Genomic DNA, 23,573 nt, shown 5'->3' with positions numbered 1-23,573 from the left:
TATTGAAATAACAATTTGTCCATCCTCTATGATAGAAGAAGATTGCTTTTTAATAAAGTGAAACTTCCAGCAGTGGGGAGTTTTTTTCCTTCCCACTGCTGGTTAGTTGAACCAATCGGGCTTTTACGGACAGTTATCCCCGCCTATCTCTTTTGCTTCTCTCTTCATCCTAGGAAGGGGATTTACTGACCGTTAATGCGGGATAAAGTGAAACTTCCAGCAGTGGGAAGTTTCACTTTATCCCTCGTCTATCTTTTTTGTTCTTTCTTCATCATAAGATGATGGAGTTTACTGTCATTAAATGGCCGGATAAACCATTTTACTAAAATTTCATGACCGCGATAATCGCTTTTGCTGTATAATGAAATAAAGATTCAACAAGTACACAAATGAGTATGCTAGATAGGAAATTAGGATAACTCGAATAAAAAGGAGAGAGCACCTATGGGAAATGCTACTTACGATAAGGATTCACAATTAGTATATTTGAAAGAACGTTTAAATATGTTTATAGAGGTTATTGATACAATTGAACCAGAAGACGTGGAACTAGAAGATGTAGATCGCCTTCTTGAAATGTTAGATGATATTGAGTTTAAGTGTGAGCAATTTAAAAAGAGTGAGTAATCAGAAGTCGACAACAAAGGTTGTCGACTTTTTTATTTTCACTGTAAATAGGATGAAAATATACTTTATAATGTGAATATGGAAAAGGAGGAATTATATGTCATATTATTTGATGGAGCCTATATTACAAGGAAAACAAGCAAGAGAAACAAAAACGTATAATATTTATAACTTTTTTGTTATTGGATTTATTTTTGGGATTATTCCGATTATGATTTTAGGAACTTGCAATGCGATTTGGTTAAAAGAGTCCAAAAAGAAAATATACACACTTCTTATGATAGGAATAATGACTTTATTAGCAATGTTCATCTGTGCGGCTCTAATTGGCGATATATATGTGCTAAAGATTGCTTCTCGAATAGCTGCTGTAGTCGTAACAGGTGTGTATGTATATGCGCTGCGGGAACGGTTTCGAATTCATAATTTAGTAAATGAAAATGTAGAGTCGTTACGTCGGATAGGTTTAATCATTGGAATAGTTGGTATCATTGCCCAAGCGGCATTGATAGCAGGAGGGGAGATGCTCCATGTCAACTTCACAAAGTGAAACGATGTTGTGGCAAGAAGCGTTGCATTATTACGAGATTGGTCATATTGAAACAGCACAGCAGAAATTGGAAAAATTGCTTTCTCATAATCCGCAGCATGCGGAGGGATTGTACTTTTTGGGATGTTGCTATGCAGATTTAGAACAATATGATGAAGCAAAAGAGCTTTGCTTATCAGCTTTGCAACATGGTTATACCCCAGAAGAAGTTCACTATACACTTGGACATATATATACAAATACGAATGAACTTGAAAAAGCGGAGCAAAGTTTTTTGAATGTCCTGTATTCAGACCCTTCCAATGCGCAAGCGATGGCGAAATATGCATACATTTTATTAAAAACAGGTCATATTGAAAAAGCTAAGCAACTTATACAAGAAGCAGTAGAAGTTAATCCGAACCATCCTACCGTTCTCCATTATCAATTTATTTTATTACTCGCAATAGGAACGAAACAAGAAATAGAGGAATCTTTAAAAGATAATTATTATGTATCAGATAACGAGGTAAACTTTTTAGTGAAGTTAGGACTCCATGCATCATCAAGGAAAAGGTATAGAGAAGCATACAAATATTACCGACAAGCGTTCTTGTTGGCGCCTAATAATAAAGATTTACTTGAAATTTTAGAAGAAGCAGAAGAGCTGATTCATCCGATTTTCTTTCCGAATGTCCTCATAGGTAAAGTAGGCGGTTCACTTATCTTTTCGGCAATAGGTTTTGGAATGTTAAGTTTATTCGCTGCATTACATTGGGAAGTTATGATGAGAGTCGTACTTTTATTGTATTTTATTATTTTTATATGGGGTTGTTTTTCTACACCGATGTACAAATTGTATAAAAAAATAAAAGAATCATGATGGGAGAGCGCAGGGTGAATAAAATAGATGTATTAAAACAAGTGGTAGCACAAGATGAAGAAAATGGATTGATTTGGTATTTGATTGGGGTGGAGTATAAAGAGCAGGGAGAGATAGCAAATGCGCTGCAAGCTTTATCGAAAGCCCTTCAGTATGGTGATCAAGAATGGAAGGATAAAGTTGCTGCTGAACTTGCAGCTTTATCAAAGGCGCTTACAAATCCGAAAGAAGCAATACATGTAACAGAAGAAGAGAGCCATTTTGAAAAAAACGAGCATTACGTAGTAGAGCCATCTCCGGAAAAAGAAAAACAGTTACATACAGCTTATGTAAATGAAAACGCGGAAGAAAATGTGATTCCGATGAACGTGCTTCAAGGCGGGAGAAGCAAACAAAAACATGAACAAGATCAGATTACATTTAAAGATGTCGGCGGTTTGCATGATGTGAAAAAAGCGATCCAAATGAAAATTATAAAACCTTTTACTTCACCGGGGTTATTTGAACGGTTTAAGAAAAAAGTTGGTGGTGGTATTTTATTATATGGCCCTCCTGGCTGCGGTAAAACATATATTGCAAAAGCAACTGCAGGAGAATGTGGAGCGCATTTTGCGACAATGAGTATTACGGATATTCTTGATCCGTATGTTGGCGTAAGTGAACAAAATGTACGGGAAATTTTCCGATATGCTCGTTCTAAAAAGCCATGTATTTTATTTCTAGATGAAATGGATGCACTTGGATTTAACCGGAGCAAAGCATCAGGGCATCCGACACTAAGAACAGTTATAGATCAATTGTTAACAGAAATCGAAGGTATTGATACGAATACAGACAAATTATTGTTAATTGGGGCGACAAATATGCCGTGGGATATTGATCCTGCATTTAAAAGACCAGGTCGCTTTGACAAAATGATTTTTGTTTCACCGCCCGATTTAGAAGCACGGAGCAGTATTTTTAAGATTAAGTTGGCGGGAAAACCAATTTCAACAATAGATTACGATATGCTAGCGAAAGAAACAGAACTCTATTCTGGTGCTGATATTGAGAATGTAGTGGAGCTAGCTTTAGAAAATGTTTTAGAAGAAATTATGACAACGGGCATAGAGCGGACCATTACAATGAAGGATTTAACCGATGCTATAGTAGAAACGAAACCATCTACATTAGAGTGGTTCCGTACAATTAAAAATTACATTAAATATGCAAATGAAAGCGGTGCATATGATGATGTACAAGCATATTTAAAAAGATACAAAAAAATATAATCCCATTGAGATGCTATTGAAAATAGAAGGAATAGAAAAAAAAGAGTATAATCAAATTGTGAAATTTTGCAATGCGTTTTGGTAACGTTCACAATTGAGGGGGAAGTAATCATGAAAAAGCTTCAAGAAAGCATGTATCAACTAATTGTTGAAACGTCAACAAATTTACCGAAAGATGTTCGACGTGTGATTCAACAAGCGAAAGAGCGAGAAAGTGCAGGAACTCGTTCAGCGATGGCGCTTGGCACAATTACAAATAATATTAAAATGGCAGATGATAATATTTCGCCAATTTGCCAAGATACAGGGATGCCAACTTTTAAAGTGTACACACCAGTTGGTGTAAACCAATTACACATTAAAGAAGCAATTTACAAAGCGATTGAACAAGCGACGAAAGATGGGAAGCTTCGTCCGAACTCTGTAGATTCTCTGTTTGGTGATAACAGCGGAAATAACTTAGGGCCAGGAACACCTGTTATTAAGTTTGAACAATGGGAAAAAGATTATATCGATGCACGTCTTATTTTAAAAGGCGGTGGCTGTGAAAATAAAAATATTCAATACAGCTTACCTTGTGAACTTGAAGGGCTAGGACGAGCTGGTCGCGATTTAGAAGGAATCCGTAAATGCCTTCTTCATGCGGTATATCAAGCACAAGGTCAAGGATGTAGTGCTGGCGTAATTGGCGTCGGTATCGGAGGAGATCGCACGTCTGGTTATGAGCTTGCGAAAAACCAATTGTTCCGTGCGTTAGATGATGAAAATCCAATTCCAGAATTGAAGCAACTTGAAGATTATATTATGGAAAATGCGAATAAGCTTGGTATTGGAACGATGGGATTTGGCGGCGAAACATCATTACTTGGCTGTAAAATTGGTGTATATAACCGTCTTCCAGCTAGCTTCTATGTTTCTGTTGCGTATAACTGCTGGGCATATCGCCGCCTGGGTGTAACGATTCACCCAGAATCAGGTGAAATTATTGATTGGTTATACCAAGAAGGTGAAGATACGCTAAAACATGAGGAAACAAACGAAGAAGCAAATACGCAACGTGAAATCGTCTTACAGGCTCCAATTACAGAGGAACAAATTCGTGAGCTTCGCGTTGGTGACGTTGTAACGATTAACGGTATGATGTATACGGGCCGCGATGCAATTCATAAACATTTAATGGATAACGACTGTCCAGTTGATTTAAATGGACAAGTTATTTATCACTGTGGACCAGTTGTTGTAAAAGACGAGAATGACAATTGGAACATTAAAGCGGCAGGACCAACAACAAGTATTCGTGAAGAACCGTACCAAGGCGATATTATGAAGAAATTTGGTATTCGCGCTGTTATTGGTAAAGGCGGTATGGGTGCGAAAACATTGGCAGCACTAAATGAACATGGCGGTGTATATTTAAATGCAATTGGCGGTGCAGCGCAGTACTACGCAGAGTGCATTAAAGAAGTAAAAGATGTTGATTTCTTACAATTCGGTATTCCAGAAGCAATGTGGCATTTACGTGTAGAAGGATTTAAAGCAGTTGTAACAATGGATTCTCATGGTAATAGCTTACATGCTGATGTAGATAAATCATCTTTAGAGAAGTTAGCAACGTTTAAAGAACCAGTTTTTAAATAAGAAAGAGGAGCTGATTGTTGTCAGCTCTTTTTTGTGCGTCGAACGTTGTCGAAGGATCTTTATATTGTGTCGAGTCGCCGATATATTGCAAAGAGTGGTCGATATATTGATTGCTTTGTATTGGCATAAATGGAAAAACGTGTTCAGCATGAAACAAATTAGAGACACAGAAACTACAAGTACGATTCTATGTGAAAAGGAGCTTATACAATGAAGCGTAATTGGTTATACATTGGTATTATCTTTTCAATTATGATGGTACTTGTTCCGGCTTCTGTGCTTGCTTATGTGAATACACCAAATCATTGGGGAATTCCGCGTGCGAAGAATGAAACTCCTCCGGATGCTGGTCAGAAGTTTACAGAACTGCTGCAGAAAAATGGAGGGTTTTATTTAGGGGATACAAAGAAAAAAGATATTTATTTAACGTTTGATAATGGATATGAAAATGGCTTTACGGGAAAAATTCTCGATGTGTTAAAAGAAAAGAAAGTACCGGCAACGTTTTTTGTGACAGGACACTATATTAAAACTCAAGAAGATTTATTAAAACGAATGGTGAATGAAGGACATATTGTTGGAAACCATTCACAGACTCATCCAGATTTTACAACGGTAAACGACGCAAAGCTTCGTGAAGAATTGCAAGTTGTAACAGATGAAATTAAAAAGGTAACAGGACAAAAAGAAGTACTATATGTTCGGCCGCCGCGCGGAATTTTTAGTGAACGTACATTAGCACTGGCAAAAGATATGGGCTATTATAATGTCTTTTGGTCACTTGCTTTTCTCGATTGGAAAGTGGATCAGCAAAGAGGATGGCAGTATGCTCATAATAACGTAATGAATATGATTCACCCTGGAGCAATTATTTTATTGCATTCTGTTTCGAAGGATAACACAGAGGCACTTGCGAAAATCATTGATGATTTGCGCGCGAAGGGGTATCATTTTAAAAGCTTGGATGATTTAGTAAAAAGCAATCAACCGTAAGCATGTATGCTTGCGGTTTTCTCATGCTATAATGATGTGTAAAAAGGATGAGGAATGTATGTGGAGCGAACAAATTACGTTAGACTATCCATATCGTTTTGAAGAAGTATTAAAGCGTTTATCTTTTGACCCGTTAAATATGATTCATTTAGAAGATAAAACAATTCATGTTCCGCTTACCATAGATGGAGAACAAATTGTTGTCCGTGTACAAGGGAAGGGGACAACAGAAAAGCCGCAATTTTGGATTTCTAGTCAAAGCAATAAACAAGACGAAATTATGAAGCGTATTTCTTCTATTTTTCAATGGAATCAACCTTTTCATGAGATTCAGCATCATTTTTTAAACACATCATTACGGCCGCTTTTTGAAACATTTGCATATACTCCAATTATTTTAGAGTTCGGTTATTTTGCTTGCCTTCTTCGTTGTATTATTCATCAACAAGTTCATTTGAAATTTGCGACAAAACTTACAGAACAATTTGTGAAAACATATGGCACAGAAAGAAAAGGAGTATTCTTTTTTCCGACACCTGAACAAGTAGCGAATATTACAGTAGAAGAATTGAGAAATCAAAAATTTAGTCAGCGGAAAGCAGAATATATGATTGGGCTTGCGAAACATATTGTGGATGGTAAGTTAAACTTAGAAGAGTTAGAAGGAAAAACGGACGAAGAAGTGAAGGCGATTTTAATGCCGCTGCGAGGTATTGGAGCATGGACTGTACAAAATTTCTTATTGTTCGGACTTGGACGTCAAAATATGTTTCCAAAAGCAGATATCGGGATTCAACGTGCGCTTCAACAGTTATTTCAATTAGAACAAAAGCCAGATGACGTATTTTTAGAACGAATGAAAGAAGAGTGTGAACCATATTGCAGCTATGCATCATTGTATTTATGGAAAAGTATAGAGTAGAGGTGTAACAATGATACAAAAACAACATGAGAGTAAGTTAGAAGTTGGTCAAACGTTTCCGGTGACAATTAAGCGTCTTGGGATTAACGGAGAGGGCGTAGGTTACTTTAAAAGACAAGTTGTCTTCATTCCAGGGGCACTTCCAGGAGAAGAAGTTGTTGCAGAAACAACGAAAATTCAGCGTGGTTTTGCGGAAGCAAAAGTGAAAAAAATTCGTAAAGCTTCGCCGCATCGTATAAAACCGCCATGTGCTGTATATGAGAAATGCGGTGGTTGTCAGCTTCAGCATTTAGATTATCAAGAGCAATTAAATCAAAAGCGCGATATCGTTGTACAAGCATTTGAGAAGTACATGAACGGAAGTATGGAAGATAAGATTCGTAAGACACTTGGCATGGGAGATCCATGGCATTATCGTAATAAAAGTCAATTACAAGTAGGACGCAAAGATGAAAAAGTAATTACAGGATTATATGAGCAAAGCTCTCATCGTTTAATTGATATTTCTCATTGTATGATTCAACATAAAGCAACAAACGAAGCAACAAAAGTGGTAAGACGTATATTAGAAAAACTGAACATTTCTATTTACAATGAAAGAAAACAAAAAGGTCTTGTACGTACAATTGTAACGCGTGCTGCAGTACAAACAGGGGAAGTACAAGTTACATTAATTACGACAAAAGAAGAATTGCCGAATAAAGAACAGTTTATTGCAGAAGTGCAGAAACAAATGCCATCTGTAAAATCGATTATGCAAAATGTGAACTGGCGTAAAACATCTGTCATTTTTGGTGATAAAACATTCCGCTTAGCTGGAAAAGAAGTGATTCAAGAAACACTTGGTGATTTATCATTTGAATTATCTGCACGCGCATTCTTCCAATTAAATCCTGAGCAAACCGTTGTGTTATATAACGAAGCGAAAAAAGCAGCTGCTTTAACAGGAAAAGAAAAAATCGTAGATGCGTATTGTGGCGTTGGGACAATCGGACTGTGGCTTGCAAAAGATGCAGCCGAAGTACGCGGTATGGATGTCATTCCAGAAGCGATTGAAGATGCGAAGAAAAATGCGAAGCGTCACGGCTTTACAAATACAAAATACGAAGCTGGAAAAGCGGAACAATGGCTGCCAAAATGGGTAAAAGAAGGCTGGCGTCCTGATGTAATCGTTGTGGATCCGCCGCGTACAGGCTGTGATGATAAATTACTCGAAACAATTTTAAAAGTTCAACCGAAAAAGGTTGTGTATGTATCTTGTAATCCATCATCACTTGCGCGTGATGTGAAAACGTTAATGAAGAGCTATGACGTAGAATATGTACAGCCAGTGGATATGTTCCCGCATACGGCGCATGTGGAGAATGTTGTGAAGCTTGTTAGAAAAAGTAGCTAACTAAAATAAATTTTTTGCCCTTTTCGTTGAAGTAAAAAAGGATAATTCCTTCTGTTTTTTCCATCAAACTGGCGCTCTGTCGGTGCAATGAATTTAATTAAAAGGGCTGTTAGGAACTTAAATATTTACAGAGAAAGAAGCTAATCATCTATTATATGTAGAAGATTGGCTTTTTCCTCTAGATATGCTAAATTCCCTATTTGAACAATGAATCAATTTTTTCTCGACCATCACATGAGTGAGAAATTCAAAACCTAGAAAAGGAGTTACTATGAGAAATATAAAAGATTTATTTATAGCTTCCTTGCTCGGTGGTGCTATCGGTGATGCTCTTGGTTATACTGTGGAGTTTATGACACTAGATAAAATTAAATCCAAGTTTGGGGAGCATGGAATAACAGGGTTAAAGTCAGATAAAGTCACTGGTAGGGCTCTTATATCCGATGATACACAGATGACCTTATTTACAGCAGACGGAATGATATGGGCATACCAGCGTTGTAGCGAGAGAGGCATTGGATCTTTTGCTGGGAGCGGCATTTATCAATCCTACCTTCGTTGGTACTATACACAGACTGAAAAAACGCCGACTGATGATGGTAAGTTTTGGCTGGAACCACAGCCACATGAAGAAAGAAATAGTATTTTGGATTATAAGGAATTGTTCTCTAAAAGGGCACCAGGACATAGCTGCTTAATGGCTCTTGGAAGTGGGAAAATGGGAACAGTGAAACAGCCAATCAATAATAGTAAAGGCTGTGGAGGAGTAATGCGTATTGCACCAGTAGGTTTGTTTCTTCATAGAGAACCGGAATATGCATTTCGAACTGGAGCTGAAGTTGCGGCAATCACTCATGGGCATCCTACAGGATATCTTGCAGCAGGAGCACTTGCCGTTATTATTGCGGAACTTATAAATGGAAAAAGCGTTATTGAAAGTATAATGATTGCAATTGATGTACTTAAAACGCATAAAGGCTGTGAGGAAACTTTAAATGCAATAGAAAAGGCCATAGAGCTTACCAAAGGTGATGAAGACCCCCAACGAGCTATTCAAAAATTAGGTGAAGGTTGGATTGCAGAAGAAGCATTAGCCATTGCTTTATATTGCGCGTTAAAGACATCTACTGTTAAAGAAGCTCTCATTATGTCCGTCAATCATGATGGTGATAGTGATTCTACAGGAGCAATTTGTGGTAACATTCTCGGTGCAGCTTATGGCATAGCCGCTTTGCCAAAGGAATGGATAAACAATCTTGAGTTAAAAGATTTGATAACAGATATGGGAAGTAAATTGTTTGATATGTCAAATCAGGTGGATTTTTGTTGTAGTTGAATATAAGCATATAACTGTTCTTCCATCCCGTACAGGAGAAGTACGGAACATAAATAATAAAAAAGAAGCAGAAAATCACTTAGGATTTCCTGCTTCTTTATTTTTATAAAGAAAATACTTGAGATACTGCTATTTACTAGTACACCACAACCGGTTCATAAGTACTGAGATTATCATACACGGTTTTCGCAATACTAGGAGAGAGATTGACACATCCGCCTGAACCTCCCGTTAAATAGGCAGTATTTGCCCAGTCTGTACGCCAGCCGGCATCGTGGAACCCTTGTCCGCTGTTTGTGAACGGAGCCCAGTAATCTACTTTAACGGAATAATCAGGTTTACCTACTGCACTGCCTTTGAGTGTGTACGGTGATCGTTTATAGAGGATATACCACACTCCCGGTGATGTATCTTCATTGGTGCTATGTTTACCTGTCACTACATTCGTTGTGACTGCCAATTTTCCATCTTTGTAAATCCAAATTTGCTGTTCTGCAATTGACACTTCCGCATACGTGTCTCCAATGCCGTTATTCGATGTTGTTTCATAACCGATGCCTTCATTATTCCAGCCATTTCCGTGAATATTAGAAGCGGAAAGCGATTTTTCGCCTTTTTCAAAGGCTTGTTGGACTTGCCTTGTTTCTTTTTCAATATCTAGTGCCCAGCCATAGCCTTGTCCTTTTACTGATATGACCGAACCAGAATGGGTTTTAAATGTGAAGTCTTTATTTAATGTTGATTTAGAATTATTAATTTCAGCAATCTTGTTCTTAATGTCGCTCGCGTCGATTGTAACTTTCATATCCTTTGACATAGAGGCATTTTTAATTAGATCTTTAGCTTTTAAAGAGTACACTTCATTTTGTACCTTATAATCAACAGACTGTTGCAGGAGATCCTGTAGCCTTTTCTCCTCTTCTTTGACAACCGGATTGTTTTCTTTAATAGGCTGTATGTATACAGGCTTCAGATGGATTTCACTTTTATACTTCTGCTTGTCGTAATCCTTCAATAGACCAGCAACATCATACTGTTTTCCATCAATGCCTTTTGAGATAATAACTTTGCCCTGTTCGAGCTTCGCCATAGCATCTTGAGGCGCTTTTAAATTTTTATTCATAGATAAGAGCTTTTCTTCTACAAGTTTTTTCATCGTTTCGCTTCGATACTGATCCGCCTTTTCCGGTAGCAGCGAATAATTTTTTTCCTTTGAGGAAGGGAAAAATGTCCACTGGCTTTTTAATAGTTTCTTAACTTTAGGCAAATCTTCTTCCGTAAGTTCCGTTTGCGTATTTTTTTCATCTAAAATTTGTTGTTGGCCGATATAGACTTTGTTTTCTAATCCAGATATTTTTAATTTCTGTATTGTCTGATCAGCAGTCAGACCGCCGACTTTTGTGTCATTAATCGTAACCTGTGAATTGAAACGAGTTGTCTGATAATAACTCATTCCCCCAAGGAGAAGTGCAATTATACCGCCACCCGCTGTGATAAACTTCCAATTTGTAAAACGTTTGCTTGAGTTTACTCGTTTTTTATCAACTTCTTCAACTGAATCATTTACTGTATTGTTGTTCATAAGCTATTCCTCCACATACATCAACGTCAACCGATTTTAAACTAAAACCATTGATTAGTTTACCTTATTATTCTTAAATTTTCATTATTTTTGACTAGATTTTATTGTATTAAATTGGTCGGATTTGGATTTTGAATAGAATGACATATAAAAATGATAGCCAAATTCTTTCGATTCACACTGAATAGCCCCTTACAATCTCCTTGCAAGCCCATCAAAAGCCCCTTACAAGTAATAAATCATTACAAAAACAAAATAAAAAAATTACTACTACAAGAATCATCCCGAAAGAAATAAAATCATAGTAGTTATTTTTTATAAAAGCAAATTACCAAATTTCCTCACTCGTCTTTATATCTATTATGGAAACGGCAATTTATTCACATTTTATGAACAAAACTTTGGCGGCTTGTCACCATATACAAAGGATGAACTGAATGCGTGGATGGATGACCTGTCAGATGAACTTGTATTGAAAGCACTCCAGAATGCCCTTCACATAAGCAAGCATACGCTTGCTTATGTGAAGGGCATTTTACGGGACTGGCATGAGAGAGGATGTACGAAGCTTAGTGAAGTAGAGGAAGCAGTAAAGACTAAGGCGTTAGCAAAGATTGAAAGGCTTGAAGATGAAATAAGACAGCTCGATATAGCCATGGCTGCCGATCATATCGAGTATGAGGAGCTTAATCAGCTATATGGTAGGAAACTTGAATTACATCATGAACTAGATTCGGCGATGGAGTTGTGGTTAAGTTTTGGGGATCAATTTTAATAATTAAGCGTGTATACAAGAGACCGAGTAAAATCGGTCTTTTTGTATATTTCTCATCTACCATGATGCTTTATATCATGGTATTTTTAAATGTAGAGGTTTAGAGGTACACTGATTAAAAGGGTTCAGTGTATTTTCTAGATATAAGAAAGGCGGTGAGTCTGTTACTAAAAACAGAATAGGCTTAGTAACAGAAAACAATGAACAACTACAAATTAACAATTCAATATGATGGCAGTCGCTATAAAGGCTGGCAGCGGCTCGGCAATAGTGAAAATACCATTCAAGGAAAAATAGAAAATGTATTATCTGAAATGTTAGGAAGAGAAATTGAAATCATTGGATGCAGCAGAACAGACGCGGGTGTACATGCTCTTAATCAAGTAGCTAACTGTAAGATTGATGAGAATTTGACGGAACCTAAAGTGAAAAAGTATTTAAATCAATACTTACCAAATGATATTAGTATTACTGATGTGGAATTAGTTTCGGAGCGTTTCCATGCCCGTTACAATTCGAAAGCGAAAACGTATTTATATAAGATTTGGAATGAAGAACATACGAATCCATTCATGCGTAAATACAGCATGCATGTTGGGAAAAAGTTAAATATTGAAAGTATGAAAAAAGCAGCTCAATATTTTATCGGTTCGCATGATTTTACAGCTTTCTCTAATGCGAAGTCGAAGAAAAAATCTATGGTTCGTGAAATCTATTCATTAGATGTAACGGAAAAGGATGGCTTCGTTCAAATTAGAGTAAGCGGAAACGGATTTCTTCACAATATGGTGAGAAAAATTGTTGGAGCGTTAATAGAAGTTGGATTAGGTCAGTTAGACGCTGAAGCAATACCACAAATTTTAGAGGAAAAACAACGAAATCAAATCAATTGTCTTGCTGATGCAAGTGGATTGTATTTGGAGAAAGTTGATTTTTAGGGGGAAATAAAGGCCGTTTTTTAAGTTAAGTAATTCAGTTATTATGGAAAAATCCTAAATAACAGACCAAAAAGCTCAGAGCAAAAAAGCTCTGGGCTTTAACAATATTCTTCAAATCATTTCCCCAGTTTGCTATGGAAAAATTGAAATTCGTTCAATAATCTTGTCCTTTAATGGAATACAGTTTAATCATTTCAATGAGCTATATTCCGCAAGCGCCCCCGTTAATTTAATAAAAGTAATAATGTAATTTCCTTGATTACATAATACTAACAAACAAATTATGAAAGGAATGCAATATAATAACCGACCAAAGCGATCTTGTCTTTTTAAATATTAATCCAAAGAATATGCCAATTAGAAAAACATAGATATGACTCCAAAGGTCAAAGAATACACCATCATAGATCCAAATAACGTAGTGTATGATTAGAAATAAAAAAGAAGTGATTATGTTAGCCTTCCAAAAAGATAATATTTTATTAAGTTCTTGTAAAATGAAGCCTCGGAATACAATTTCTTCAGTAATTCCAACCAACAAAATTCCATTCATATAGTTATTTAAAGATAATTTAAAATTAAAAGATTGATCATTTAAAATGTATATTTCAAAAGCAAAACAAAGACCTAGAAGTAGCGAAAGAGATATTCCCCAAAACATACCTTTATTTACATTTTTTATTTTTAGATACTTAATTGGATTAGCGTGTAAGTAATACTTTATGTATAACCAAACAGGGAATATCCATACTAAAACCTTAATCGATGCATTTAAAAATGTGGATGTAGCTTCACTCAATGGTTCAATATACTGTACTAACCATAATTCTTTAAAAATCCAAACAGGGTTGAATAGAAATAGATAAATTAATAATATTTTTACATTATTTTCGATCTGTTTACTTTCTGATTGTAATTTTATTTCCATTATTCCCCTCCTGAAATGTGAAAGACTAATATTGCAACTGTAAAAATTATACTATAATTCACCTATTATTCTGATTTTTTTCTCTTAAATGTCAATTTTAATAGTACCCTAAATACCGTTTGGTAATAACTATTGTCATGATTGTAATCGAAGTGTGATTTTATGTTCACGCATGCATTTAACCCTTATAGAACAAGAAAAAATCGAGTATAAAACCTTTGAGATTTCGTACTCGATTTATACTGTTTCTATTGTTTTTCCACGTTATCTAAACCATTTATCCCGCATTAACGGGCAGTAAGACCCCCACCTCAAGGTTGAGAGAGAATCGAAGAAGATAGGTGGGGGATAACTGCCCGTAAAAGCCCGATTGGGCGGGCTTTCCATCAGTGGGAGATGAAGAAACCCCCACTGATGGAAGTTTCACTTTATCTTTAAGAATGGTCGCCTGCGCTTCTAGAAACCTCTAAGATTACGTATTCAACCCATACTTTTTTAAGCGATATTGCAGGTTTTGCCTACTTAATCCTAAGTATTTTGCGGCTTGCGAGATATTTCCATTATGTTCGCTAAGAATTTCGATGATATATTCTTTTTCCATTTCTTTTATTGTGTTCTTTAAAGTTTTCGATTGATTGTTTTCCCATCTGGCTAGAGGCGGATGAATGGGAAATTCGTTTTTTGTTAGCTCATAAAAACGGGTTGGGATATGGGATGTTGTAATAACGTCCTCATCTTCAATTAAGTTCATAGAGCCTTCAATGATGTGCTCTAACTCACGTATATTACCGGGCCAGTCGTGTTGATAGAAAAAATTTATTACGCTGTCATCTACACTTTGTACTTGTAAGCCAAACTGCATATTATATTTTTCAATAAAACGATGAAGAAGCGGTAAGATGTCTTCTTTACGCTGTCTTAAAGGTGGGAGAAATAAAGTAACGACGCTTAATCTGTAATATAAATCTTTTCGCAGACGATTATGCGTAATAGCTTCAATCGGATCTTCATTAATTGTAGCTATGATGCGAACGTCTACTTCTTTTTCTTGTGTTCCTCCGATTCTTCGGATTGTTTTATCTTGGATGGCACGCAGCAATTTAGCTTGCAGTGCTGGGCTTAATGAGTTAATTTCATCTAATAATAAAGTTCCTCCATGTGCTTCCTCAAATAAACCTGGTTTATCGATTGCCCCTGTAAAAGCTCCTTTGTTTGTACCGAATAATAAGCTTTCCATTAAAGTTTCAGGTATGGCCGCGCAATTTTGCGAGATAAAAGGCTTTCCAGCACGATGGCTTTCATTATGAATACTTTGTGCAAATAGTTCTTTTCCAGTTCCTGTTTCTCCCACAATCAGTACAGAGGAAGAGGTACGTGTTACTCTTTTTGCTTCTGTAATAACCGATTGAATGGCGCTAGAATGACCTATTATATGATCGAAGGTAAATTTAGTATGATGCCCTCGAATGGCGTTTCCTTTACTAATTTGTTTTAAGGGAGGAATCTCCTTTACTATTTCAATAGCGCCCTTGATTTTTCCATGCTTCACTATAGGAAAGGTATCATTAATCGTTGTAATCTCTTGTCCTTTATTATTAAAATAAGTTTGTTTTATATTTTTCTTCGCTTTTCCAACTGTTAATGCCTCGATAAGAGTACTATTCTGGTTTTCTTCAAATGCAAATACTTCTAAAAGATTTTTATATAGTACATCTTTACGATCCATCGATTCAATCTCCATCATTTTGCGATTATAGATGATTGTTTTGCCTTCTTCATTAATCATGTGAATCCCAATATCAATTTCATTAAGTAAAGTCTCATATAGCATATTCATTTCAATTAATTTTTTGAAATTGATTTCTTCTGTATACATGTTTCATCTTCTCCTTGTTACACCCTATGAAGACTGATTTTTCTTAATTTTAATAAAATTTTTGCGAGTATGCAAAAAAAATTTGCGCTTTTAAGGTTAAAAGTCTTTAAGAGAAAAGAAAGATTTTGCGTAGAATGAAGGTTTTTTCAGTATGAACTCTTAATCTCAAGTCAGAAATTAGGTTGGTACATATCTTGCATAAATAATAATTGAATTCTAGCAATTTGGAGGTGGGTTAAAAGGCTTACAAGCGCACTTAATAAGGAAGAGAGGTTTAAAAGATGAAAACAGTAGTAGAAAACGTGTACAGTCCTTGTTATGGCAGAGTTGCAAAATTATTTATTGATGAAAGCTCTTATGTTTATGAGTGGGAGAAATTGGCTTTAATTGAAACAATGGATAAACAAAAAGTAGAAGTTAAAGTGGGAATTAGCGGCTATGTGGAATTGCTAGAAGTAGAAGAAGGACAAGCTATCACGAGTGAAACATTATTAATAGCAGTTAGGGATGATTTATTAATCACAGGAAGTGATTGATATATATAAATTAAAAAAAGCGACATAAAAACTTCCTTTCTTTTTAAGGGAGGGCGAGAGCATCTGGCCATGTATAGAAGCGGTCAGGCCTTTTCCTGCCACATGCGAGGTTTGAAACAAAGGGAGAAAGCAGGTAGCGGTTATGTTGTATTGTGCATAGCAGCGACTTACGTGTTGCCAAATGAAATGGATTTATAAAGTCCCTCTGGATAATGTACTGTTTTCTGTTAATCTTTTAAACAATTATGGTAAATGATAAAAAATTTTTCGTAGCAACTATCTATCGGGTTATCGGTATTTCCTTGGATTGGGAGATTTTCTTTTGAAACATCTCCCTCCTGTTACAAATCTATATTAATAATGAGAATGCACTTTATTCTTTTTATATTATTTTTAAAGCGTTTACATCTTTGGGTAAGGGGGATTCATATGGAAAAGCAAAACCAGGAGTTAAAGCGAGAGCTAAAAAGTCGACACATATTTATGATTGCACTTGGAGGGGTTATTGGTACAGGGCTTTTCTTAGGATCTGGCTATACGATTCATGAGGCTGGACCAGGCGGTGCACTTGTCGCGTATCTTGTTGGGGGCTTTGTTATGTATTTAACGATGCTCTGCCTTGGCGAATTAGCAGTTGCCATGCCGAATGCAGGATCTTATCAAATGTATGCTACAAAGAATATTTCGCCTGCGGTAGGTTATGTAGTCGGTTGGATGTCATGGCTAAACTGGTCTGTTACGATAGGTATTGAACTAATCGCAGTGAGCATTTTAATGAAGCGCTGGTTTCCACATGCTCCATCTTGGATTTGGTGCGTTGCTTTTGCAGTACTTCTTTTTGCTATTAATGCATTATCATCACGGAGTTTTGCAGAGGTTGAGTTTTGGTTTGCGAGTATTAAAGTCATTACGATTATTGCGTTTATTATTTTAGGCGGTGCAGCGATGTTTGGTTTTTTACATATGAAAGGAAATGAAGCAGCACCGATGCTTTCAAACTTTACGGATCACGGGGGACTGTTCCCGAATGGACTGAAAGCGATTCTAGTTACAATGATTGCCGTCAACTTCTCCTTTCAGGGAACTGAAATTGTTGGTATTGCGGCTGGGGAGAGTGAAAATCCGGAGAAAACCGTTCCGAAAGCAATTAATAACACGGTTTGGCGTATATTCGTTTTCTTTATACTTTCGATGTTTATACTTGCTGGCTTATTCCCATGGCAACAAGCGGGATTAGTAGAAAGTCCGTTTGTAGTTGTATTTGATAAAATTGGGATTCCATATGCTGCAGATATTATGAACTTCGTTATTATTACAGCGGTGTTATCAGTAGCAAATTCTGGCTTATATGCAACTTCTCGTATGCTTTGGTCTATGTCGAACCAAGGGATGATTAGCCCGATTTTTGGGAAGTTATCTAAAAAGGGTGTTCCAATTTATGCATTAATTACAAGTACGATTGTTGGTTGTCTTTCCTTATTATGTGGTATATATGCAGAGGATACAGTTTATTTATGGCTTCTTTCAATTGCAGGATTCGGTGCAATACTAGTCTGGGCATCTATTGCTTTATCAAATCTTTTAGGTAGAAGAAGGTACGTAAAGCAAGGCGGGGATATTAAGGATCTGAAATTTAAAACGCCGTTGTATCCGTTTGTGCCGCTTCTTTCTTTCATATTAAATATGACGGTAATTGTGAGCATGGCTTTTATTCCAGATCAACGTATGGCATTGTATTGTGGCATTCCGTTTATGTTAGTTTGCTTACTGTTTTATCATTTTTCTAAGAATAAAAAAATGAAACAGGTTGAAGAAACGAATACAAAAGAAGTACATAGTTTATAATAAAAACAAAGAAAATCGGGGCATGTTGCCCCGGTTTTCTTTGTTTTTTATGTGGAATCATTTATTCTTCTTTCTCCGATTTGTTTTTAATCTCAATTAATTTTTCCTTTGCTAATTCTACTGCAATTGCATCATCTAAGTATCCAATGGGAAATACGTAATCTGGAATAATATCTGTTGATAAAACGAAATAGAGCAAGGCACTTCCGATAATTACTCGTTCTTGCGGTGTAATGGCTTTGTTGCAAAATTGATGATACATATCTGTTAATTGATCAATGAAAGGACCTGTACTATCAAGTTGTTGCAATTTTGTTGAGAATCCTTCATGAATAAGGCGTGTGCCTTCTGTTGTTTGTGCATAGCGTTCGTAATTTTCAAGCTCTTGTTTTACACGAGTTGTTGTGTACTTGTAATCAAATAAGTTGGAGGATTGTAATGTGTTTTGAATGGCATCAATTGATGTATACATTTCAGTCTGGGGTTCAGTAGTTTGTTGAGGCTGTTTGGCATACGTTGCATCATATAAGAACTGTATAGGGATTTGTAGACATTCTGCAAATTTTTGAAGATGCTTTTTCTTCACTTGTTGCTTTCCATTAATAATTCGTGAAATGGTGGAAGGATCAATAGCGGTTAGCGTTCCAAACTGCCGCATCGATAATGAACGCTCTTGTAACAATTCTTTTAATACCGTACCGAGTTGATGGTTTATATTTTGAGTAGACATAGTTTTAGGCGCTCCTTTTTGTTTCTGAAATGTTGAGATTTTATTAAAAGTATATGAAACAGACAGGCACAATTGCTCAATATTTGCATACGATGCAATAAAAAGTGCAATAAAGGAGTGCTTATTGGTGTATATAACAAGTTTGCTTTCCATTCTTTTTATTGGGATTGCTTCAAATTTAGATAATGCGGGTGTAGGCATTGCTTATGGAATTCGGAAGATTCATATCTCATGGTTCAACAATTTTATCATAGCTTTCTTTGGCTTTTTCTTTACACTCTTGGCAGGTTTTTTCGGGAATTGGCTTTCCTTGTTTATTTCAAGTGCTGCCGCTAATACGATAGGCGCTATCGTACTTGGAAGTATTGGCGTATTGGTATTATGTCAGCCGCTGCTTAGTAAAGAGGAAGGAGAAAGAAAGCAAAGCAATGTGTTGATGCGTATTTTACGTAATCCAGAAGCAGCTGATTTTGATGAGTCTAAAATAATTGGCTTTTCAGAAGCAATTGTACTTGGCGTTGCATTATCCATTAATAACATTGCAGGTGGTTTTGATGCAGGTGTGACAAATTTGAATTTGTGGATAACGGCTATAATTTCAGGTTGTTTTAGCTTCTTATGTGTTAGGTTCTGTTCGTATATCGGTAAAAAATACTTAGCGCTATATCTAGGGAAATGGGCAACTATCATTGCTGGAGCTTTGCTTATTATCATTGCAGTTAAGCAGCTTTTGTGAAAGCTATATAAGTTAAAGAACGACATAAAACCCCTTTTTTAGGAGGGACGAGAGCATCTGGCCGTGCATAGAAACGGTCAGTGCCTTTTCCTGCCACATGCGAGGTTTAAAAACAAAAGGATTAAGCGAGCAGGAGTCATGGTGTGTTTTGCATAGCAGCAAGTATAGAGTAAAGCGATTCTACTGCTCGTTAAGTAACGAATAAAACAATTTTCTACCATTTCCTCGGAAATACAACAAACTATTGCATATGTCGACGCCCTTTTATTTATACTAACATAGACTTTAGGTAAAGGAAGGTGTTAGTATGGGACGCGGTAAATCCTTTGATCATAAGAAAAAAGGACACGATCATCAACCTCCAAAAGGTGCGTATATTCATAAAGATGTAAATGAACATACGTTAGAAGAGGAAGAATTACCAGTGAATATTGAAACGTATAAAAATAGTTTGAAAAAACATTAAAAAGCACCTAAAAAGGTGCTTTTTCTACATGTAATGGAAGCTTCATCTTACCGAATATCTTCAAATAATTGTTCCGTTTCTTCATACATTTCATAGTCACTTAGTACTTGAATACAGCGCCATTTTAACTCTTCGATATTTTGTTCTAAATCTTCGGGGATTAAATTTTGAATGTCTTCTAATTCAATGCCAAAATGGATAATTTCTAGTACTTTATCATCAATACTTCGATCCATTAACAATTCCAGCACATCTAGATTAAATATGTATCGATAGGCTTCATCAAGGGAGACAACTTTTAATTTTAAACTTTCAACGATACTTAATACAAAAAGAAGGATGGTCTTCTCAAGAACTGCCTGATCTTCTGTTTGAAGGATGAGTTTCATGGGTACCTCCGTTTTATCCAGTTTGTTCACCGAATACTTTCCGTAAGAGCTGATTAGTTTAAAGATATTCCTCGCATGGGAGTTTCATGTTATAAAACATTAGGTTGTACTATACTATTCAAACCTGTACAAAGAATATGCACAATTATAAAGAAAAAAGCGCCTTTTTAGACGCTTTTTAGAAAATACTCCAGCCTTCTTGTTCAGAAAGCAATTCTAATATTTTAAGTCCAGCAAGGCTATTTCCGTTTTCATCTAGTGCAGGGCCGAAAATTCCAATACCCATTTCACCTTTGACGCAGCCTAAGATACCGCCAGCTACACCACTTTTCGCTGGGATCCCAACGCGAATTGCAAATTCTCCAGACTCGTTGTACATACCACATGTCACCATAAATGTTTTACAAATTTTTGTAATATGTTTGGGGATAATTTGTTTATTATAATATGGATCATAACCATCCATTGCAAAGATGAGTCCAATACGAGCTAAGTCGATGCAACTTACTTCGATTGCACATTGACGTGTGTATAGGTCCATTAACTCTTCGATATTCCCATCAATGATGTTGTTTTGTTTCATATAGTAACAAAGAGAACGATTTAAAAAAGCCGTTTCTAATTCAGAGATGGCAACTTTAGAAGAGTAATTAATGGAAGGATTATCTGTTATATCACGAACAAAGTGAAGGATACGTTCCATTTTTTCTTCATTAGAATTTCCTGCAATCATACTTGTAATAGCTAATGCCCCGGCATTAATCATTGGATTTAATGGTTTAGATGGGCTTGTTGTCTCTAGCTTAATAATAGAATTAAAAGGATCACCAGTTGGTTCCATGCCAACTTTAGAAAATACATACTCTTCACCGCAATCTAAAAGTGCGAGTGCAAGGGTAATTACTTTTGAAATACTTTGGAGTGTAAAGAGTGTCTGGGATTTTCCGGCATGAACGTAATGGCCGTCTTTATGATAAATGGCGATTCCTAAATCATCAGGATTTGCGTTTCCTAACTCAGGAATATACGTTGCAAGTTTACCTTGTTTCGTATAGGGCTGAACTTGATCTAATAATTGTTGTAAGTTGTTAGTCTCGATACACTGCATAATAAACACCCCTAGTTGTATTAGTTATTAAATTTAACTTTCCCGACAAGCGTGGAAATAAATAATAACATGAAATTGAGGAATGATAAAATGCAACTTCTATTCATTTCCTTTATATATATAGGAAATGAATAGAAAACCCTCTTTTTAGGCGGTCGAGAGCATCTGGCCGCGCATAGAAGCGGTCATCTTTTATTCTGCATAGCAGAGACTTATATGCCAGAAAATTAAAATGGATATATATAGAATTAAATAAAGGAACATAAATTTATAAAAAAATCGATTATAATAACTACACATCTATACAACTATATGTTATTATGATTTTGTAATAGAAAGCGTTTTCTAAAACTTGTTTACAAATGGTAACGATTTCATAATTTTAGATAGGGGGAATTCACATGTTGCAGTTTTTACAACGTATTGGTAAAGCGTTAATGCTCCCAATTGCAGTATTACCAGCAGCGGGTCTATTACTTCGCTTAGGGCAGCCTGACGTATTTAATATTCCTGTTATGGCACAAGCCGGCGCAGCAATCTTTGATAATTTAGCACTTATTTTTGCAATTGGTGTTGCTGTTGGGTTGTCTGTTGATGGCAGCGGTGCCGCAGGTCTTGCAGGTGCGATTGGCTATCTTGTTTTGAAAAATACGACCGATGCTTTAAGTAAAGGGTATTCAGCGGCAGAATTAAACGATAAATTGAAAAGTGTTCAAGATTTAGTTGGTTCTGTAGATCCAACTAAAGTAGCAGATACTTTAGGAAAGATTTCCAAAGCGGCAACGTTAGCATCAAAAATTAACATGGCTATTTTAGGCGGTATTATTGCTGGTATCGTTGCGGGATTACTATATAACAAATTCTATAAAATTAAATTACCAGAATGGTTAGGATTCTTTGCTGGTAAACGTTTCGTTCCAATTATTACATCTGTAGTGATGCTTCTGTTAGGTTTAGTATTTGGAGAAATTTGGCCAACAATTCAAAGCGGTATCGATGCGGTAGCACATGGTATCGTTAACTTAGGAGCAATTGGTGCAGGACTTTTCGGTTTATTAAACCGTTTATTAATTCCAATTGGTTTACACCATGTAATGAACACGTACTTCTGGTTTGTATTTGGTGAATTTACAAACTCAGCAGGAGCTGTTGTAAATGGCGACATTGCTCGTTTCTTTGCAGGAGATCCAAGTGCGGGTATGTTTATGACAGGTTTCTTCCCAATCATGATGTTTGGTTTACCAGCAGCATGTTTTGCGATGATTGCAGCAGCAAAACCAGAAAAGCGTAAAGCAGTTACGGGTATGTTAATTGGTCTTGCCTTAACTTCATTTTTAACTGGTATTACAGAACCAATTGAATTCTCATTTATGTTCTTATCACCAGTATTATATGGGATTCATGCTGTATTGACAGGTCTTTCTTTGTTTGTAACAACAAAGCTTGGTATTCACGATGGTTTCTCATTTAGTGCTGGTGCAATTGACTACGGTATTAACTTCGGTATTGCAACAAAACCAGTATTATTAGCAGGTGTAGGCTTAGTTTACGCAGCAATTTACTTCTTTGTATTCTATTTCTTAATTAAGAAATTAAACTTAAAAACGCCTGGTCGTGAAGATGATGAGTTATTAGAAGAAGGAACAATTGCAGCAGGTGAAGCTGGCTCCATCGGTGAAATTTATGTAGCATCGTTAGGCGGAAAAGAAAATTTAACTGTTATCGACAACTGTGCCACTCGTCTTCGTCTACAAGTCAAAGATGCAAACTTAGTAAATGAACAAGCATTAAAACGTGCTGGTGCAAAAGGTGTTATGAAATTAAGTGATACAAGCATACAAGTTATCGTTGGGACAAATGTTGAGTCTGTTGCTGATGATATGAAGAAGCATGTATAAGGAATATGAAAAAAATCTCTCATTGATAAATGAGGGATTTTTTATTACGAATGTAACGGCTATCTTGCATTTTGGGTGCTCTTTTTTATTTTTTTGCGCATAACGTTGGTAAAATACTGGTTGCGTGATAAAGTAAGATGTGAAATGAGCCACTATGTGAAAAGGCAGGTT

Annotated in this window: 21 protein-coding genes and 1 pseudogene; 16 read left to right on the top strand and 6 right to left on the bottom strand. The window is 36.2% G+C overall.

The features are described 5' to 3' along the window. Window positions 1-444 precede the first annotated feature (444 nt). The 9 genes from ACIGHG_RS11465 to ACIGHG_RS11425 all read left to right on the top strand — a co-directional run bounded on the left by ACIGHG_RS11465 (window position 445) and on the right by ACIGHG_RS11425 (window position 9,595). A complete protein-coding gene (locus ACIGHG_RS11465; protein WP_020061169.1) occupies window positions 445-627 on the top strand; it encodes an SE1561 family protein in 183 nt (60 codons plus the stop codon). Window positions 628-724: 97 nt separating this feature from the next. After that, a complete protein-coding gene (locus ACIGHG_RS11460; RefSeq protein WP_396548510.1) occupies window positions 725-1,177 on the top strand; it encodes a hypothetical protein in 453 nt (150 codons plus the stop codon). After that, window positions 1,158-2,039 carry a tetratricopeptide repeat protein gene (locus ACIGHG_RS11455; protein ID WP_336472857.1) on the top strand — a complete coding sequence of 294 codons (882 nt, stop codon included), beginning with the start codon at window positions 1,158-1,160 and terminating at the stop codon, window positions 2,037-2,039. The genes ACIGHG_RS11460 and ACIGHG_RS11455 overlap by 20 nt, the downstream gene beginning before the upstream one ends. A gap of 14 nt (window positions 2,040-2,053) precedes the next feature. Beyond that, window positions 2,054-3,310, top strand: a complete 1,257-nt coding sequence (locus ACIGHG_RS11450; protein WP_336472856.1) for an AAA family ATPase — start codon at window positions 2,054-2,056, stop codon at window positions 3,308-3,310. Between the two features lie 111 nt (window positions 3,311-3,421). Further along, window positions 3,422-4,948: a fumarate hydratase gene (locus tag ACIGHG_RS11445; RefSeq protein WP_336472855.1), complete on the top strand. Its 1,527-nt coding sequence runs from the start codon at window positions 3,422-3,424 to the stop codon at window positions 4,946-4,948. A gap of 210 nt (window positions 4,949-5,158) precedes the next feature. Further along, a complete protein-coding gene (pdaA, locus tag ACIGHG_RS11440) occupies window positions 5,159-5,941 on the top strand; it encodes a delta-lactam-biosynthetic de-N-acetylase (RefSeq protein ID WP_336472854.1) in 783 nt (260 codons plus the stop codon). A 58-nt stretch (window positions 5,942-5,999) separates the two neighbouring features. Continuing rightward, window positions 6,000-6,863, top strand: coding sequence for a DNA-3-methyladenine glycosylase family protein (locus ACIGHG_RS11435; protein ID WP_396548506.1), 864 nt, complete (start codon window positions 6,000-6,002; stop codon window positions 6,861-6,863). 10 nt (window positions 6,864-6,873) lie between these two features. Next, complete coding sequence (gene rlmD, locus ACIGHG_RS11430) at window positions 6,874-8,259, top strand: 23S rRNA (uracil(1939)-C(5))-methyltransferase RlmD (protein WP_396548504.1); 1,386 nt, start codon at window positions 6,874-6,876, stop codon at window positions 8,257-8,259. A 271-nt stretch (window positions 8,260-8,530) separates the two neighbouring features. Next, a complete protein-coding gene (locus ACIGHG_RS11425; protein ID WP_396548502.1) occupies window positions 8,531-9,595 on the top strand; it encodes an ADP-ribosylglycohydrolase family protein in 1,065 nt (354 codons plus the stop codon). 136 nt (window positions 9,596-9,731) lie between these two features. Here ACIGHG_RS11425 and ACIGHG_RS11420 read toward each other — a convergent pair whose 3' ends face one another. After that, window positions 9,732-11,177: a L,D-transpeptidase family protein gene (locus tag ACIGHG_RS11420; RefSeq protein WP_336472850.1), complete on the bottom strand. Its 1,446-nt coding sequence runs from the start codon at window positions 11,175-11,177 to the stop codon at window positions 9,732-9,734. Between the two features lie 370 nt (window positions 11,178-11,547). Between ACIGHG_RS11420 and ACIGHG_RS11415 the strand changes: the two are divergent. After that, window positions 11,548-11,766 (top strand): annotated as a pseudogene (locus tag ACIGHG_RS11415) (DnaD domain-containing protein); the annotation flags it as partial. Window positions 11,767-12,152: 386 nt separating this feature from the next. Further along, window positions 12,153-12,890, top strand: coding sequence for a tRNA pseudouridine(38-40) synthase TruA (gene truA, locus ACIGHG_RS11410; RefSeq protein ID WP_336472849.1), 738 nt, complete (start codon window positions 12,153-12,155; stop codon window positions 12,888-12,890). A 259-nt stretch (window positions 12,891-13,149) separates the two neighbouring features. Here the strand turns inward: truA and ACIGHG_RS11405 are convergent, their stop codons facing one another. Continuing rightward, window positions 13,150-13,818 carry a CPBP family intramembrane glutamic endopeptidase gene (locus ACIGHG_RS11405; RefSeq protein WP_396548499.1) on the bottom strand — a complete coding sequence of 223 codons (669 nt, stop codon included), beginning with the start codon at window positions 13,816-13,818 and terminating at the stop codon, window positions 13,150-13,152. A gap of 472 nt (window positions 13,819-14,290) precedes the next feature. Next, window positions 14,291-15,694 carry a sigma-54 interaction domain-containing protein gene (locus tag ACIGHG_RS11400; protein WP_336472847.1) on the bottom strand — a complete coding sequence of 468 codons (1,404 nt, stop codon included), beginning with the start codon at window positions 15,692-15,694 and terminating at the stop codon, window positions 14,291-14,293. A gap of 281 nt (window positions 15,695-15,975) precedes the next feature. Here ACIGHG_RS11400 and ACIGHG_RS11395 point away from each other — a divergent pair, with 281 nt between their 5' ends. Next, complete coding sequence (locus ACIGHG_RS11395) at window positions 15,976-16,230, top strand: biotin/lipoyl-containing protein (protein ID WP_090916918.1); 255 nt, start codon at window positions 15,976-15,978, stop codon at window positions 16,228-16,230. Between the two features lie 429 nt (window positions 16,231-16,659). Continuing rightward, the gene (locus ACIGHG_RS11390; protein WP_336472846.1) at window positions 16,660-18,075 is read left to right on the top strand and encodes an amino acid permease; all 1,416 of its coding nucleotides are present in this window, start codon (window positions 16,660-16,662) and stop codon (window positions 18,073-18,075) included. 61 nt (window positions 18,076-18,136) lie between these two features. Here ACIGHG_RS11390 and ACIGHG_RS11385 read toward each other — a convergent pair whose 3' ends face one another. Then, window positions 18,137-18,805 (bottom strand): DUF1232 domain-containing protein, encoded by a 669-nt coding sequence (locus ACIGHG_RS11385; RefSeq protein WP_336472845.1) that lies wholly within the window; start codon window positions 18,803-18,805, stop codon window positions 18,137-18,139. A gap of 97 nt (window positions 18,806-18,902) precedes the next feature. On the opposite strand from ACIGHG_RS11385, the gene ytaF reads away from it, so the two are divergent. Next, complete coding sequence (gene ytaF / locus ACIGHG_RS11380; RefSeq protein WP_396548618.1) at window positions 18,903-19,541, top strand: sporulation membrane protein YtaF; 639 nt, start codon at window positions 18,903-18,905, stop codon at window positions 19,539-19,541. Window positions 19,542-19,848: 307 nt separating this feature from the next. Continuing rightward, on the top strand, window positions 19,849-20,007 hold the full coding sequence (locus ACIGHG_RS11375) for a hypothetical protein (protein ID WP_020061179.1): 159 nt from the start codon (window positions 19,849-19,851) through the stop codon (window positions 20,005-20,007). A gap of 47 nt (window positions 20,008-20,054) precedes the next feature. On the opposite strand, the gene ACIGHG_RS11370 is transcribed toward ACIGHG_RS11375, so the two are convergent. Both ACIGHG_RS11370 and glsA read right to left on the bottom strand, forming a co-directional pair. Next, entirely contained in the window at window positions 20,055-20,396 is a 342-nt protein-coding gene (locus tag ACIGHG_RS11370) for a DUF3969 family protein (protein ID WP_336472844.1), read from the bottom strand. A 178-nt stretch (window positions 20,397-20,574) separates the two neighbouring features. After that, window positions 20,575-21,504, bottom strand: coding sequence for a glutaminase A (glsA, locus tag ACIGHG_RS11365; protein ID WP_396548495.1), 930 nt, complete (start codon window positions 21,502-21,504; stop codon window positions 20,575-20,577). 401 nt (window positions 21,505-21,905) lie between these two features. On the opposite strand from glsA, the gene nagE reads away from it, so the two are divergent. Next, window positions 21,906-23,402, top strand: a complete 1,497-nt coding sequence (gene nagE, locus ACIGHG_RS11360) for an N-acetylglucosamine-specific PTS transporter subunit IIBC (protein WP_396548493.1) — start codon at window positions 21,906-21,908, stop codon at window positions 23,400-23,402. The last annotated feature ends 171 nt before the right edge of the window (window positions 23,403-23,573 follow it).

Origin of the sequence: Bacillus sp. NPDC077411 (genome assembly GCF_044543425.1) — a bacterium.
GTDB classification, from domain to species: Bacteria; Bacillota; Bacilli; order Bacillales; family Bacillaceae_G; genus Bacillus_A; species Bacillus_A bruguierae.
Note: the sequence above shows the minus strand (reverse complement) of the source record. Positions and strands in the feature narration are given on the sequence as shown.